Source organism: Achromobacter aegrifaciens (assembly GCF_902859735.1).
Lineage (GTDB): Bacteria > Pseudomonadota > Gammaproteobacteria > Burkholderiales > Burkholderiaceae_B > Achromobacter > Achromobacter aegrifaciens.
Window position 1 is genome coordinate 69,205 of record NZ_CADIJY010000008.1, and the last position, 14,148, is coordinate 83,352.

The following is a 14,148-nucleotide window of genomic DNA, read 5'->3' on the forward strand; positions in this document are numbered from 1 at the left end:
CTTCCCCCTCAAGGGGGCGCCGCGCGCGGACCGGCAAAGCCGGCTCCGCGGCGGCCCCGATCGGGCTGTATGGAATTGATGTGGCCTGTGTGCTGCGATTGCACAATGGAGTACTGAAATATGTTGTCCGCAAAAGACCTCAAGATCACGTTCAACGCGGGTACGCCCATCGAAACCCGCGCCTTGCGCGGCCTGTCGCTGGAGATCCCCTCGGGCCAGTTCGTGACCGTCATCGGCTCCAACGGCGCCGGCAAGTCCACCTTCCTGAATGCAGTGTCGGGCGACCTGCCGGTCGACTCCGGCCGCATCGACATCAATGGCGTCGACGTCACGCGCCAGCCGGTGTGGGCGCGGGCGGGCCGTGTGGCCCGCGTGTTCCAGGACCCCATGGCCGGCACCTGCGAAGACCTGACCATCGAAGAGAACATGGCGCTGGCGCAGATGCGCGGCGCGCGCCGCGGCTACAGCCGCGCGGTCAAGGCCTCCATGAAGGAGGGCTTTCGCGAGCGCCTGGCCACGCTGGGCCTGGGCCTGGAAAACCGCCTGACCGACCGCATCGGCCTGCTGTCTGGCGGTCAGCGCCAGGCGGTCAGCCTGTTGATGGCGGCCTTGCAGCCCTCGCGCATCCTGCTGCTGGACGAGCACACCGCGGCGCTGGACCCGCGCACGGCGGACTTCGTGCTGCAGCTGACCGCGCGCATCGTGGCCGAAAGCCAGCTCACCACGATGATGGTGACCCACAGCATGCGCCAGGCGCTGGACGTGGGCGACCGCACCGTCATGCTGCATCAAGGGCAGGTGGTGCTGGATGTGTCGGGCGACGAGCGCCGCGGCATGGACGTGCCGGATCTGCTGGCCATGTTCGAGCGCGTGCGCGGCGAGAAGATCTCGGACGACGCCCTGTTGCTGGGGTAAGCGCCAGGCGCCGGTTGTGTGAACCACAGCCGGCGGCTTCCTGCCGCCCTAGATGAACCGACCCGGCCGGAAGGCCTCGTGGCGCGAGGCAGCGCCGCCATCACACATCAGTTCTCCCAGTATCCTGGCCGTGCCGGGCGCGGTGCTGAAGCCGATGTGCTGGTGGCCCAGCGCCAGCCACAGGCCGGGATGGCGCGGCGCTTCGCCTATCATCGGCCGGCTGTCGGGCAGCGTCGGACGCCGCCCCAGCCACGCCTCGGCGTCCAGCCGCCGGTCCAGCGGAAACGCCTCGCGGGCCCGCGCCTCCGCCAGGTCCAGCTGCAGCGGCCGGGCGGGCGCTTCGCAGGCGTCCAGTTCCACTCCCGTGGTCAGGCGCAGCCCGCGTGCCATGGGCGACAGCACGTAGCCGCCGCCGGTGTCGTAGACCGGGCGTGTCAGGCTGGCGCCGTCTGCGCCGCTGTAATGCATGTGGTAGCCGCGCTCGAACGCCATGGGCAGGTCTATGCCCGCCGTTTTCAAAAGGCCCTTCGACCAGGGACCCAGCGCCACCACCAATCGATCCGCAGCCACTGATCCGCCGGACCCCTGCGCGCCTTGCACGATCCAGCCCTGGCCCTCGCGGCGGATGGCGCTGGCGGTCAGGCGTTGGAACGCGCCGCCCGAGCGCCGGAACAGGGCGGCATAGGCCGCGACCACTTCGTGCGGGTCATCGACAGAGTAGGAGCCCTGGATCCACAGGGCGCGGTGGAAGATGGGCGCAAGCGCGGGTTCGATCTCCGCGAGTTCCGCGGGCTGCAAGACCTGGGTCGGCACCTGGTACTGGGCAAAGGTCTTGCGCGACAGTTCGCCGCTGTTCCAGCCCTGTTCCGAGCGGTACAGGAAAACCCAACCCGTATCGCGCAGCCGGTGCGCCGCGCCCGATTCGTTCAGCAGCCGCAGATGCTCGGGCGCCGAAAGCCGGATCAGGCCATCCAGCGCCTCCACGGTCTGCCTGAACACCGCCGGCCGGGCGTTGAGCAGGAAGCGGGCGGCCCAGCCCAGGTTCCGCGCCAGATAGCTCAGCTTGTAGCGGAACTGCACGGTGTCGTTCTTCAGCAGCCGCGGCAACTGCGGCCACAAGCCGGGGTGGTTGAACGGCATCAGCGAACTGCGCGCGATCACGCCGGCGTTGCCCAGCGAGGTTTCCAGGCCCGGCTCCTGCCGGTCCACCAGCGTGACGGACAGGCCGCGGCGCTGCAGTTCCAGGGCGCAGCAGACGCCCACGATACCCGCGCCTAGGACAACGACGTGCTTTCCCATGTCTTTTTATCTGAGTCCGGTCAGGAGGTGCCGTGATGCCCGGCAAGCTCGCGGAATTGTATTGCAGGCGGCCGGAGAAAATGCGGCGCGCGAACTTCAGGCCTGCGGCGGCTTCTGGCCCATGATCCGTCCTGCCGCGGCCACGCCCCACCACGAGGCCTCCTCGAATACGGAATAGCCTGAAAGGTCTGAGTGCGCGAACAGCACCGGACCGTCCACGTCGCGCAGCGCGGCCAATCCCCGATTGGACAGGTAGCCGCATAGCGGCGAGGCCATGGCGTGGCCGCGCACCGTGATTTCCAGCTGGCGCGCATGGCGCCAGAACTCCTTGCCGTAGGCCGCGACCAGGTCGGACGCGGCCTCGGCCCGCAGTTCTTCCGGACTGGCGCGGGCCAGCCACTCGCGCGCGGCCTGGGGCGTCCGCCCGCTGAGCGCGTGATACGCCGTGAAGACGCAGCGCGGCGTGCGGGCCACGCGCAGCAGCTGGTGCGTGGAGACGACATAGCCCAGCGCCTTGCCCTGGTAGACGACGTTGTCCCAGGACAGCGGTTCGCCCGGGGCTTCGGCCGGGTAGCCTTCCATGACGAAGTTCGACACCATCCAGGGCGCGTGCGGCGGCGCGTGCACCGCTGGATCGTAGCCATAGGAGCGGATGTCGGGCAGGATGCGCTGGGCCACGAACAAGGGCATCGCGCACACGGCGCGGCGCGCCTGCACCGTGTAGGCGCTGGAAGACGAGGCGAGGCAGGTGACCAGCGCGCCAGCAGGCGTCTCCTGTACCCGGACCGCCGTGCCGGCGGCCAGCCAGTCGGCATGGCCGAGCTTGTTCGTGATGGCGTCGCGCATGCGCTGCATCAACGTCGACAGGCCTCCAGGCCAGGTCAGCACCGCGCCTTCGCCGGCATTTTCGGCATGGCCGTCGCGGCTGGCAAAGTAGTGCAGGCCCGCCCAGGCCGAAATCGCGTCGTACTGTGCGCCGTAGTCGTCGCGGCAGCAATAGTTCAGGTACCAGTGCAGCGCGGGCGAGGTATAGCCCTCGCGGTCCAGCCATTGCTTGAACGTAACCGCGTCCAGCGCGCGCCAGGCCGGGTCCTGCGACGACAGCGTGAGCGGAATGCTGAAGACCTTGCGGCCGTCGTTGCCGGTCTGCGTGTGCAGACGATCGATCAGCGCAAGAAATTTGCGGTGCTGCGCCAGGTCCGCTTCCGGCAGCCCGCTCATGGGCAGCAGGTTCTCTTCCCAATGGCCGCCGCGCAGCAGACGCTCCTGGGGCGAGTGCACCAGCGCGGTCTCGTCGTAGTAGGGTCGGGGGGTACTTGCGCCGCGCTCGATGATGCCGAAATCGGCCAGCATTTCGCGTATGTGCGTGGAGGCCATCGAGGGCAGCGGCAGGTAGTGCGCGCCCAAGGGGTAGTCCAGGCCGTCGCGCTGGCCGGCGGCCGCGTTGCCTTCGAGTTCGGGGCCCAGCACCACCAGGAAATCCGTGTGCCCTTCGCGCGCCAGCTTCCAGGCGCAGGACAGGCCTGCCACGCCCGAGCCCAGGATCACGACGTCGCGCTGGCGGCTGGCGGAGGGCTGCGGCCAGGCCGCTGCGTCGCGCAAGGCATGGCCTGCCTGCATGCCCGGGTAATGGATTTCCGGCGTGGTCTCGACGATGCGCGAACGGTAGTACCCGGCGGTGCCGGCGACGGCGGCCGTGGCCGCGCCCAAGAGGAAGCTGCGCCGCCGCATCAGCGGATGACCTTGCGCCAGTCCTCGTCGAAGTAGCGCACGAGCGATTGCTCGTTCAGACGGTTCGGAGGCATCGCCAGCGCGGGCATGTCGGCAGGGAAGTGGAACAGTTCGCGCGTCGTGACCGGGTCCAGGTAGCGCGTGGGCACGGTAATCGTGGTGGGCGGCTCGTAGTCGCGGCGCTTGCTGGCCAGAATGAAGCCCCAGTCGCCAAAGGACGGCACGTAGGTATGGTACGGCCAGGTGTTCAGGCCGGCTTCCTTCAAGGTGGCGTCCACGCTCCAGAATGAGCGCGGCGCGAAGTAGGGCGAGGTGGACTGCACCACCATATAGCCGTTCTCGGCCAGGTGGCGCGCCATCAGGTGATAGACCGGGACCGAGTAGAGGCGGCCCAGGCCGAAGTTGGACGGGTCCGGAAAATCCACCACGATGTAGTCATAGACCTCGGCGTGGGTTTCCAGCCAGCGGCCGGCGTCGTCATTGATCACCGTGACCCGGGGATCCTTCAGCGACCCCTGGTTCAGCTTGACCAGCGGTTCGGAGCGGGAGAACAGGCCGGTCATGGCCGGATCCAGATCCACCAGCGTCACATGTTCGATATTCTTGTACTTGAGGATTTCGCGCACCGCCAGGCCGTCGCCGCCGCCCAGCACCAGCACATTGCGCGCCCAGGGCAGGGCTTGCAGGCCGGGGTGCACCAGCGCTTCGTGATAGCGGTGCTCGTCGCGCGACGAGAACTGCAGGTTGCCGTTGATGTACAGGCGCAGGTCGTCGTGCCAGCGCGTGACCACCAGGCGCTGGTACTGCGTGGTTTCCGCGTGCACCACGTCGTCGCCGTACAGGCCTTTCTCGGCCCAGGCCGTCATGCTGCCGGAATAGATGAAGCCCATCCCCAAAAACCCGATCACCACCCCAGCGCGGATGGCTTTTTCGCCGGGCCTGCGCAGTTCCGCGCGGAACAGCCAGGTGGTCCACAGCGCCACGCTGGCGTTCATGATGCCGAACAGGAAACTGGTGCGCAGCAATCCGAGCTTGGGCGCGAGCAGCAGGGGAAACACCAGCGACACGGCCAGCGCGCCCAGGTAGTCGAAGGTCAGCACGCGGCTGACGATTTCGCGGAACTCGGCCTTGCGCTGATTGAACACTCGCATCACCAGCGGAATCTCCATCCCGACCATCAGGCCGATGACGAAGACGCCGACATACAGGGCGGCGCGGAAGGGCGCGGAAAGCCAGGCGAAGACCAGGAACAGCACCGCGGCGGAGACGCCGCCCAACAGGGCGACCAGCAGCTCCACGTCGATGAAGCGATTCAAAACGTCTTCGTCTCTTACATATTTTGACAACCACGAACCTATGCCCATGGCGAAGAGATAGCAGCCGATGACGGAAGAGAACTGCAGTATCGAATCCCCCAGCAAATAGCTGGCCAGCGCGCTGCTGATGAGCTCATAGCCCAAACCGCAGGAGGCGACGATCAATACCGAAAGGATGAGAACGCGGTCGCGCATGAGGTGTCCGACACGAAAAATGCGTTCGCAGTATATCGAACGCGCCGTATATACTGCGCGCAATTAGGAGGGCGGCAATGGGAGAAGCAATGCATCCGGTGGTGACCTATCTTATCTACATGGCATCTGCGCTTGCCATGCTGGGTGTCTTCACCTTGGTCTACACGGCCGTCACGCGCTACAAGGAATTCGAGCTGATCCGCGAAGGCAATATCGCCGCCGCGCTGTCGTATGGCGGCGCGCTGGTCGGCTTCAGCTTCACCTTGTGCTCCAGCATCGCGATCCATGCCAGCTATGCCATGTTCCTGCTGTGGGGCCTGGTGGCCATGCTGGTGCAGCTGGTCGTGTACGTGGGCGTGTCCCAGACCGTGCGCGGCATGAACGAGGCCATCGAAGAAAACAACATCGCCATGGGCGGGCTGATCGGCTCGATTTCCATCGCCGCGGGCATCGTCAACGCCGCCAGCCTGACCTGACGCGGCCGCGCGCCGCACTCGATCTGACAGGAGAACGACTCATGAGTCTCGGTTCATTCATCCGCAAGCAGTTCATCGACATCCTGCAATGGAACGAGGACCGCGACGGCGTGCTCGCCTGGCGTCATCCCATGCAGGATTTCGAAATCCAGTACGGCGCCAGCCTGACCGTGCGCGAATCGCAGATGGCGGTGTTCGTCAACGAAGGCAAGGTGGCCGACGTGTTCGGCCCCGGCATGTACAAGCTGACCACGCAGACGCTGCCGATCCTGACCTACCTGAAGAACTGGGACAAGCTGTTCGAGTCTCCCTTCAAGTCGGATGTGATCTTCTTCAGCACGCGCCTGCAACTGGGCCGGCGCTGGGGCACGGCGCAGCCGGTGACGCTGCGCGACAGCGAATTCGGCATGGTGCGGCTGCGCGCTTTCGGCGTGTATTCCTATCAGATCTCCGATCCCGCCAAGTTCTACCGCGAGATCAGCGGCACGCGCGACGAATACACCGTCGACGACCTGGAAGCGCAACTGCGCAACATGGTGGTCGCGGCGATGACGACGGCGCTGGGCGGCTCCAAGGTGCCGTTCCTGGACATGGCCGGCAACCAGGGGCTGATGTCGCAAAGCATCGCTGAACAGCTGGCGCCGGTGTTCGACCGCTACGGCGTCAAGCTGGACAACTTCACGGTCGAGAACGTGTCGCTGCCGGAAGAGCTGCAGAAGGCGCTGGACACGCGGATCTCCATGGGTATGGCCGGCGACCTGGGCAAGTTCACCCAGTACCAGACCGCCACGGCCATACCGATGGCCGCGCAGAACGAAGGCGGCATCGCCGGCATCGGCGCGGGCCTGGCGGCCGGCGCGGCGCTGGGCCAGACCATGGCCGCGGGCTTGGCAGGCGCCCAGGGGCAGCCGCAGGCCGCGCCGCAGCCCGCCCAGCAGGCGCCCGCCGCCGCGGGCGCGGATCCGGCGCAACGGCTGCAGCAGCTCAAGGATCTGCTGGACAAGGGCCTGATCACGGCCGCGGACTACGATTCGGCCAAGGCCGAAGTGCTGAAGAAACTCACCAGCTAAGGCTCCATGCAGCAGGTTCTGTGTCCGCAGTGCGGCGCCCCAGTCAAGTTCACGTCCGCGGCATCGGTCATGGCGGTCTGCGGCGCCTGCCGCAGCACCTTGCTGAAGGACGCCGAGTCGGTCAAGCGCATCGGCGAGGCGGCCGAGGTCCTGGAGGACTACTCGCCCTTGTGCCTGGGCGCGGCCGGCACTTATGAAGGCAAGCGCTTCGACCTGATCGGCCGCGTCCAGCTGCGCTACGACGACGGCTTCTGGAACGAGTGGTACCTGTGGTTCGAGGACGGTTCCGACGGCTGGCTGTCGGACGCGTCGGGCCAGTACGCCGTGACCCGGCGGCGCAAGGTCAAGTCTACGCAGGGCATGCCGGCGTTCGACGACATCGCGCCCGGCGATGAACTGAAGCTGGACGGCCAGCGCTTCACGGCCGCCGACGTGCGCGCCTGCCAGGCGGGCGGCACGCAAGGCGAGTTGCCCTTCGTGCCGGGCGAAGGTTGGCTGGCCAAGGTGGCCGACTACCGCTGCCTGGACGCGTTCCTGACGCTGGACTTTTCCGACGGGCCCGAGCCCGAGCTGTACATCGGCAAGGCATTCGACCTGTCCGCGATGCAGGCGGCATCGCTGCGGACCAACGAGCAGGTCGAGGAGACCGCCGGCCGTTTCCGCGGCCAGATCAAGGCGCTGGACTGCCCCAACTGCGGCGGCCCGATAAGCTTCGTGGCCGCCATGGCCACGCAAGTGGTCTGCCCCTCGTGCGCCGCCGCGGTCGACTGCTCGGGGCCCACGGCCGAGGTCATCGAAAAGGCCCGCAAGGTCAAAGCCATCAAGACCACCTTGTCGCTGGGCGCGGTGGCCAAGATCGATGGCGCGTCCTATACGCTCATCGGCCTGATGAAGTGCGCCGATCCGGATCCCGAGGAACCGTCCGACTGGATCGAATACCTGCTGTTCAATCCCGCAAAGGGTTTCATCTGGCTGGTGGAAACCGACGAGGGCTGGGAGCGGGTGCAGGTATGCGACACCTGGCCCAGCCACAACAACGCCAGCAGCGTGCGCTGGCGCTCCAAGCTTTATCAGAAGCTGTACGACTACACCTCGCGCGTGGAACTGGCCCTGGGCGCCTTCAACTGGCGCGTCAAGGTCGGCGACAGCACCAAGATCACGGATTACAAGGCCGGCAACCTCAAGCTGACCCGCGAACTGAGCGAGTCCGAATTGGGCTGGTCCGCCTCGGGGCCGGTGGCGCCGGCGCAGTTGGCTGAATGGTTCGGCGATCCCGAACTTGCCAAGCAGAAGGCCATGCCGCTCAGTGGCAAGCCCGGGGGCTATCGCAAGTTCGCCTGGACGGCCATGATCGTGCTGGCCTTCCTGAATATCGACACCATTTTCAGTGGCGGCATCGTCCCGATCCTGATCGGCGCGGCGTTCCTGTGGATTCCGGCGGCGGTGGCGGACAAATTATCTGGCAAGGACGAATAACAGGATGGGCAAGCTCTTTTACACCGTCTACGCCATCGTGGTGGTGATTTTCGCCACCGGCTTCAACACCCCCGGTGCGCGCATGTCCAGCGGCGGCTCCAGCAGCAGCTGGGGCAGCAGTTCTTCGGGCGGATCGGGCTGGTCCTCGGGCGGGTCCCACAAGTGACCCCGCACGCCACACCCGGCCGCCACGTGCTGGCGGATTTCCGCGGCGTGCCGGCGGATCGCCTGACAGACGCGCAAGCGCTGGAACGCGACCTGATCGCCGCGGCGCAGGCGGCGGGCGCGCACGTGCTGAGCGCGCACTTCCATCATTTCGGCGAGGGCGCGGGCGTGACCGGCGTGGTCCTGCTGAGCGAATCCCACATCAGCATCCACACCTGGCCCGAGCATGCGTTCGCGGCGCTGGACATCTTCATGTGCGGCGCGGCGCGGCCCGAGCTGGCGCTGGAGCACCTGCAGGCGCGGCTGGCGCCCGATGCGGTGCACGCGACCACGGTGGCGCGCGGCTGAAGCCCGCGCCCGCCACTCCTTGATATTGCTCAATGCTCCCTGGGCAGCCAAATTGACGAGCGTTATATACCTATATATATTTCGTTACCGACTTAGCGATTTCCCCGGGAGAAGAACATGTTCCGCAAACGTCCGATCGTGGCGCTGTCCTTGGCGCTGGCCGCCGCATGGAGCGCCAACGCCACTGCCGGCGACCTGGTGGTGTCGGCCGCCGCCAGCCTGACCAACGCCTTCAAGGAGGTCGCGCAAGGCTACGAAAAAGAGCATGCCGGCACCAAGGTCATCCTGAACTTCGGCGCGTCCGACGTGCTGCTGCAGCAGATCGTCAAGGGCGCGCCGGCCGATGTGTTCGCCTCGGCGGACCAGAAGGCCATGGACAAGGCGGTCGAGGAAAAGGCCGTCAAGCCGGCCTCCCGCGTGGACTTTGCCGCCAATCAGGTGGTGCTGATCGTCCCGACGGACAGCAAGGCCAACATCACCGCGCTCAAGGACCTGACCCGCGACGACATCAAGCGCATCGCCTATGGCAACCCGGCATCGGTGCCGGTGGGCCGCTACACGCAGGGCGCGCTGGAGACGGCCGGCCTCTGGAGCGCGGTGCAGGCCAAGAGCGTGCTGGCCCAGAACGTGCGCCAGAGCCTGGACTACGTGGCGCGCGGCGAGGTCGATGCGGGCTTCGTGTTCGCGACCGACGCGGCCATCATGGCGGACAAGGTCAAGGTCGCGGTACGCGTGCCTTCGCAGACGCCGGTTACCTATCCCATCGCCGTCACCACCCGTGAAGCCGCTGCCAAGGAAGCCGAAAGCTTCGTTGCCTATGTGCTGTCTCCCGCAGGTCAGGCGATACTGTCGCGCTACGGCTTCCAGAAGCCCTGATATCCGTTGAATCGTAGGCATTGATGAGTGATCCGGTTTGGGTGCCCCTGCTGCTTTCCCTGAAAGTGGCGGGCTGGGCAACGCTGTTGGCGACCGTGGCGGGCACCGCCGCGGCTTATGGCCTGTCGCGCTGGCGCTGGCCGGGGCGCGACCTGCTGGACGCGCTGTTGACCTTGCCGCTGGTGTTGCCGCCCACGGTGCTCGGCTACTACCTGCTGGTGCTCCTGGGGCGCCGCGGCATCATCGGCGAGACGCTGGCGGGCTGGGGCATCGAACTGGTCTTCACCTGGCAGGGCGCGGTGATCGCGGCTTCGGTGGTGGCTTTTCCGCTGGTGTTCAAATCCGCCCGGGCCGCCTTCGAGAACGTTGATAGCCAACTGGAAAGCGCGGCGCGCGTGTTGGGCGTGTGCGAAGCGGGGGTCTTCTTCCGCGTCACCTTGCCGCTGGCCGCGCGCGGCATCGCCGCCGGGGTGCTGCTGGCCTTCGCGCGGGCGCTGGGCGAATTCGGCGCCACGCTGATGATCGCCGGCAACCTGCCGGGACGGACACAGACTCTGTCGGTCGCCATCTACGAGGCGGTGCAGGCGGGCGACGACGCCACGGCCAACATGCTGGTGCTGGTCACCTCGGTGACCTGCGTGGTGGTCCTGCTGCTGGCCGGCAAGCTGGTGCCCGTCAGCAGCGGCCGGCGCAACGGGAGCGCGCTATGAGCGTCAGCATCCAGGTGCGCAAGCAGATGGTGTCCGGCGACCGGCGCTTCGCGCTGGACGTCGCATTCGATTCGTCAGCCAAGCGTATAGCGCTGTTCGGCCCCTCGGGCGCGGGCAAGAGCCTGACCCTGCGCGCGGTGGCGGGCCTGCTGCGCCCTGACGCGGGCCGCATCGAGATCAATGGCCGCGTGCTGTTCGACACGGACGCCGGCGTCAACCTGCCGGCGCAATCGCGCCGGGTGGCCTACCTGTTCCAGGACTACGCCCTGTTTCCCCACCTGACAGTGGCGCAGAACATCGCTTTCGGGCTGCGCCGCGGCTGGCGCAACCCGCCCCGGCGCGAGGTTGGGCCCGAGGCGCAGCGCTGGGTGGACGCGTTCGAGCTGGGTTCCATCGTGGGCAGCTATCCCAGCGAGATATCCGGCGGCCAGAAGCAGCGGGTGGCGTTGGCTCGAGCCCTCATGCTGCGGCCCGACATCCTGCTGCTGGACGAGCCCTTTTCAGCGCTGGATTCGCAGTTGCGCGGCAAGATGCGGCTGGAACTGAATGCCTTGCAGCGCCAGCTGGACGTGCCGATGCTGCTGATCACGCACGACCCGGCGGATGTGGATGCGCTGGCCGACGAGGTGTTCGAAGTGCGCGAGGGCAGGGTGCGACGCCACGATGAAGACGTGGGCGTCTGATCGGCTCAGTCCAGCACGCCCAGAATCACGCTGGAAGCCTTGAAGATCGCCACCGCGTCGGCGCCTGCGTCCAATCCCAGGTCCTGCGCGCTTTCATTGGTGACGATGGCCGCCAGCGTCATGCCGCCGTCCAGTCCGATCAGGATCTCGCTATTGACGGCGCCCGGGCGCAATGCCGTGATCTTGCCCGGCAGCTGATTACGCGCCGACAGGCGCAGGCCGGGGCCGGGCGCGCCCACGATGACGGACGACGCCTTGATCAGCGCGATGGCTTCCTTGCCGGTCGCCAGCCCCAATTCCTGCGTGCTTTCACGGGTGATGGTGGCCGTGATGGTCAGGCCCCCCGCGATGCGCAGCACGATTTCGTCATTGACGGCGCCGGCGCGGATCTGGATGACGGTGCCTAGCAGTTTGTTGCGTGCGCTGGTCTTGAGCATGAAACGCCTCATGAGATCGATGTCGCCACTGGCGTTCACGCCAGCGCGGGTCAGGTTTTCCATGAACTTGCGGTGTTCGGCTTCCAGGGCGCGGAAGGTGCCGATCAGGCCGCGCGCGCGGTCCGTCAGGCGCGTGCCGCCGCCGCCCTTGCCGCCGGCGGCCCTGATCACCAAAGGCTCGCCCGCCAGATTGTTCATGGCGTCGATGGCGTCCCATGCGCCCTTGTAGCTCATGCCCACGGCGCGCGCGGCGGCCGTGATGGATCCCGTGGCGTCGATCTGCGCCAGCAGGTCTATGCGGTTTTTTCCGCCCCAGGTCTGGGCGCCGGAGCGAAACCAAATCGAGCCGTCGAGTTCCAACATCTTTGTCGTGCCGTGGTCAGGGTATGGGATAGCTGAAAGTGTAATGGACGGGGGCTGTGCCCGTGGTTCACGGCGGACGCGATGCGAATGAGATTCTGTTGAAATTTTGCAGGCTTCGCGGCACTATGTTCAGGCATCGGGCTCACGGAGAAAACGACATGAAAGCGTTCAAATTGCTGGCTGCGGGTTCCATGACGGCGTTGTTGGCGGCCTGCGCCACTGGCCCTGACGTCAAGAGCGACTACGATCATCAGGCAAATTTCGCGCAGTACCGAACCTTCGGGTACATGACGCCGTTGGGCACCGACAAGGCCGGCTACAGCACCTTGCTGACCGAGCGCCTGAAGAACGCCACGCGCGGCCAGATGGAAATGCGCGGCTATACCTATAGCGCAGCAAATCCCGACCTGCTGGTCAACTTCAGCGCCAAGCTGCAGCAGAAGGTGCAGGTCACTCCGGCCGCGCCGCCCATGGGTCCGTACTACGGCTATCGCGCCGGCTTCTATGGCGGCTGGCCCGGCTACGGCTGGGGCGATGACGTCTACCAATATACTGAGGGCACCTTGAACATCGACCTCGTCGACGCGCGCCGCAGGCAGCTGGTGTGGGAAGGCGTGGCGGTGGGCGAGGTCCAGCCCGATGCCAGCGCCTCGCCCGAGAACACGGACAAGGTGGTAGCGCAGATCTTCTCCAAGTATCCGTTCCGCGCCGGCGTGGCTGCGCCGCAGTTGCCGGACAAAAGCAAGTAGGGCGGTCCGCCGGCCCTGCCTAGAGGAAGCCGCATGAGTACTCGCCGCAAGGCTCCGAAGCAAGACACCGGCGATACGCCGCCCTATGAAGTCGTCGCCCTGGTGCTGCAAGGCGGCGGGGCGCTGGGGGCCTACCAGGCCGGGGTGTACCAGGGGCTGCACGAAGCGGGTATCCGGCCCAACTGGATTTCCGGCATTTCCATCGGGTCGATCAACGCGGCCATCATCGCGGGGTCGCCCGAGGACGAGCGCGTGGAGCGCCTGCGCGGCTTCTGGGAAGCCATCTGCCGGCCGGCGGGTTTCGCTTCGGTACCCTGGGGCGAGACGCTCGGTCCCATGTTCGAAGGCTTGCCGTTCGGCTTTGGTTCGCCGGTCATGAACGGGCATGTGTCAGCCTTCCAGGCCTTGTTCTCGGGCCAGCCAGGCTTCTTCAAACCGCGTTTTCCGCCGCCCTACCTGGTGCATGGCAGGGGCGCGGCGTCCACCAGCTTCTACGACACCACGCCGCTGGCTGCGACCTTGCGGGAGTTCGTGGACTTCGACCTGCTCAATAGCGGGGCCGTGCGCGCCAGCTTTGGCGTGGTCAACGTGCGGACCGGCAACTTCGCCTACTTCGACAGCCTGAAGGACACGCTGCGGCCCGAGCACATCATGGCCTCGGGCGCCTTGCCGCCAGGCTTCCCTTCCGTCGAGATCGACGGCGAACACTATTGGGACGGCGGCGTCGTGTCCAACACGCCGCTGGCACAAGTGCTGACCACCGACAGCATGCGGGACACGCTGGCGTTCCAGGTCGATCTGTGGCCAGCGCGCGGCGGCCTGCCGAGCAACCTGGAGGAAGTGGCCGAGCGCCAGAAGGATATCCAGTACTCCAGCCGCACCCGCCTGGTCACGGACCAGCTGCGGCGCGTGCTCAAGCTGCGCCACGGCCTGCAACGCCTGCTGGCGAAGCTGCCGGCGGCCGAGCGCAACGCGGCGGAGTTCGCCGAGATCCGCAAGCTGTCCCATACGCCGGCCACCAACATCATCAACCTCATCTACGAGTCCAAGCACCGCGAGCGCTTTTCCAAGGACTACGAATTCGGCACCGAGGCCATGCGCGAGCACTGGGAGTCGGGCCTGGCCGACATCCGCGCGACGCTCGCCAAGCCCGGGATCCTGGCCCGTCCGACCCAGGACAGTTGTTTCGTCACTCACGATATCCATCGCAACGGCAAGCGCACCTGAGCTGGCGGGCAGGGGGGCGAGTGCGGCACATCTGGACAAAGTCCGGACGGATTTCCTGCCGGATTGGTCTTATAGATGCCTTGCAATTTCAACGCCCACGGGTTCCAGCGGT

The 14,148-nt window shown here is 66.5% G+C and carries 15 protein-coding genes; 11 read left to right on the plus strand and 4 right to left on the minus strand.

Annotation, left to right across the window (positions count from 1 at the left end; all coding sequences use genetic code 11):
• Nucleotides 1-120 precede the first annotated feature (120 nt).
• Nucleotides 121-915, plus strand: coding sequence for an ABC transporter ATP-binding protein (locus HV766_RS21205; RefSeq protein ID WP_013395026.1), 795 nt, complete (start codon nt 121-123; stop codon nt 913-915).
• A 48-nt stretch (nt 916-963) separates the two neighbouring features.
• Here the strand turns inward: HV766_RS21205 and HV766_RS21210 are convergent, their stop codons facing one another.
• The 3 genes from HV766_RS21210 to HV766_RS21220 all read right to left on the minus strand — a co-directional run bounded on the left by HV766_RS21210 (nt 964) and on the right by HV766_RS21220 (nt 5,456).
• Nucleotides 964-2,214: an NAD(P)/FAD-dependent oxidoreductase gene (locus tag HV766_RS21210; RefSeq protein WP_175181789.1), complete on the minus strand. Its 1,251-nt coding sequence runs from the start codon at nt 2,212-2,214 to the stop codon at nt 964-966.
• Nucleotides 2,215-2,310: 96 nt separating this feature from the next.
• Nucleotides 2,311-3,945: an NAD(P)-binding protein gene (locus tag HV766_RS21215; protein WP_175181790.1), complete on the minus strand. Its 1,635-nt coding sequence runs from the start codon at nt 3,943-3,945 to the stop codon at nt 2,311-2,313.
• Nucleotides 3,945-5,456, minus strand: coding sequence for a polyamine aminopropyltransferase (locus HV766_RS21220; RefSeq protein ID WP_054452916.1), 1,512 nt, complete (start codon nt 5,454-5,456; stop codon nt 3,945-3,947). Before HV766_RS21220 ends, HV766_RS21215 begins: the two co-directional genes overlap by 1 nt.
• An 89-nt stretch (nt 5,457-5,545) precedes the next feature.
• Here HV766_RS21220 and HV766_RS21225 point away from each other — a divergent pair, with 89 nt between their 5' ends.
• From HV766_RS21225 to HV766_RS21260, 8 genes are all read left to right on the plus strand, one after another.
• Nucleotides 5,546-5,932 carry a DUF350 domain-containing protein gene (locus HV766_RS21225; protein ID WP_054452914.1) on the plus strand — a complete coding sequence of 129 codons (387 nt, stop codon included), beginning with the start codon at nt 5,546-5,548 and terminating at the stop codon, nt 5,930-5,932.
• A 41-nt stretch (nt 5,933-5,973) separates the two neighbouring features.
• Nucleotides 5,974-7,002 (plus strand): SPFH domain-containing protein, encoded by a 1,029-nt coding sequence (locus HV766_RS21230; RefSeq protein WP_054452912.1) that lies wholly within the window; start codon nt 5,974-5,976, stop codon nt 7,000-7,002.
• Nucleotides 7,003-7,008: 6 nt separating this feature from the next.
• On the plus strand, nt 7,009-8,478 hold the full coding sequence (locus HV766_RS21235; RefSeq protein WP_119449992.1) for a DUF4178 domain-containing protein: 1,470 nt from the start codon (nt 7,009-7,011) through the stop codon (nt 8,476-8,478).
• A gap of 4 nt (nt 8,479-8,482) precedes the next feature.
• A complete protein-coding gene (locus HV766_RS21240) occupies nt 8,483-8,644 on the plus strand; it encodes a hypothetical protein (protein ID WP_175163941.1) in 162 nt (53 codons plus the stop codon).
• Complete coding sequence (speD, locus tag HV766_RS21245) at nt 8,641-8,991, plus strand: adenosylmethionine decarboxylase (protein WP_175181791.1); 351 nt, start codon at nt 8,641-8,643, stop codon at nt 8,989-8,991. The genes HV766_RS21240 and speD overlap by 4 nt, the downstream gene beginning before the upstream one ends.
• Nucleotides 8,992-9,108: 117 nt before the next feature.
• Entirely contained in the window at nt 9,109-9,867 is a 759-nt protein-coding gene (gene modA / locus HV766_RS21250) for a molybdate ABC transporter substrate-binding protein (RefSeq protein ID WP_054452906.1), read from the plus strand.
• A 23-nt stretch (nt 9,868-9,890) separates the two neighbouring features.
• A complete protein-coding gene (gene modB / locus HV766_RS21255) occupies nt 9,891-10,577 on the plus strand; it encodes a molybdate ABC transporter permease subunit (protein ID WP_054452904.1) in 687 nt (228 codons plus the stop codon).
• Nucleotides 10,574-11,260: an ATP-binding cassette domain-containing protein gene (locus HV766_RS21260; RefSeq protein ID WP_088153547.1), complete on the plus strand. Its 687-nt coding sequence runs from the start codon at nt 10,574-10,576 to the stop codon at nt 11,258-11,260. Before modB ends, HV766_RS21260 begins: the two co-directional genes overlap by 4 nt.
• Nucleotides 11,261-11,265: 5 nt before the next feature.
• Here the strand turns inward: HV766_RS21260 and HV766_RS21265 are convergent, their stop codons facing one another.
• Nucleotides 11,266-12,060: a TOBE domain-containing protein gene (locus tag HV766_RS21265; RefSeq protein WP_054452900.1), complete on the minus strand. Its 795-nt coding sequence runs from the start codon at nt 12,058-12,060 to the stop codon at nt 11,266-11,268.
• Nucleotides 12,061-12,218: 158 nt separating this feature from the next.
• Here HV766_RS21265 and HV766_RS21270 point away from each other — a divergent pair, with 158 nt between their 5' ends.
• Nucleotides 12,219-12,809, plus strand: a complete 591-nt coding sequence (locus tag HV766_RS21270) for a DUF4136 domain-containing protein (protein WP_054452898.1) — start codon at nt 12,219-12,221, stop codon at nt 12,807-12,809.
• 33 nt (nt 12,810-12,842) lie between these two features.
• Nucleotides 12,843-14,036: a DUF3734 domain-containing protein gene (locus HV766_RS21275; RefSeq protein WP_054452896.1), complete on the plus strand. Its 1,194-nt coding sequence runs from the start codon at nt 12,843-12,845 to the stop codon at nt 14,034-14,036.
• The last annotated feature ends 112 nt before the right edge of the window (nt 14,037-14,148 follow it).

Bases quoted from the DNA above. Each gene is read 5' to 3' on its own strand.
- HV766_RS21205 (WP_013395026.1), top strand. From the start codon at position 121: ATGTTGTCCGCAAAAGACCTCAAGATCACGTTCAACGCGGGTACGCCC.
- HV766_RS21210 (WP_175181789.1), bottom strand. From the start codon at position 2,214: ATGGGAAAGCACGTCGTTGTCCTAGGCGCGGGTATCGTGGGCGTCTGC.
- HV766_RS21215 (WP_175181790.1), bottom strand. From the start codon at position 3,945: ATGCGGCGGCGCAGCTTCCTCTTGGGCGCGGCCACGGCCGCCGTCGCC.
- HV766_RS21220 (WP_054452916.1), bottom strand. From the start codon at position 5,456: ATGCGCGACCGCGTTCTCATCCTTTCGGTATTGATCGTCGCCTCCTGC.
- HV766_RS21225 (WP_054452914.1), top strand. From the start codon at position 5,546: ATGCATCCGGTGGTGACCTATCTTATCTACATGGCATCTGCGCTTGCC.
- HV766_RS21230 (WP_054452912.1), top strand. From the start codon at position 5,974: ATGAGTCTCGGTTCATTCATCCGCAAGCAGTTCATCGACATCCTGCAA.
- HV766_RS21235 (WP_119449992.1), top strand. From the start codon at position 7,009: ATGCAGCAGGTTCTGTGTCCGCAGTGCGGCGCCCCAGTCAAGTTCACG.
- HV766_RS21240 (WP_175163941.1), top strand. From the start codon at position 8,483: ATGGGCAAGCTCTTTTACACCGTCTACGCCATCGTGGTGGTGATTTTC.
- modA (WP_054452906.1), top strand. From the start codon at position 9,109: ATGTTCCGCAAACGTCCGATCGTGGCGCTGTCCTTGGCGCTGGCCGCC.
- modB (WP_054452904.1), top strand. From the start codon at position 9,891: ATGAGTGATCCGGTTTGGGTGCCCCTGCTGCTTTCCCTGAAAGTGGCG.
- HV766_RS21260 (WP_088153547.1), top strand. From the start codon at position 10,574: ATGAGCGTCAGCATCCAGGTGCGCAAGCAGATGGTGTCCGGCGACCGG.
- HV766_RS21265 (WP_054452900.1), bottom strand. From the start codon at position 12,060: ATGTTGGAACTCGACGGCTCGATTTGGTTTCGCTCCGGCGCCCAGACC.
- HV766_RS21270 (WP_054452898.1), top strand. From the start codon at position 12,219: ATGAAAGCGTTCAAATTGCTGGCTGCGGGTTCCATGACGGCGTTGTTG.
- HV766_RS21275 (WP_054452896.1), top strand. From the start codon at position 12,843: ATGAGTACTCGCCGCAAGGCTCCGAAGCAAGACACCGGCGATACGCCG.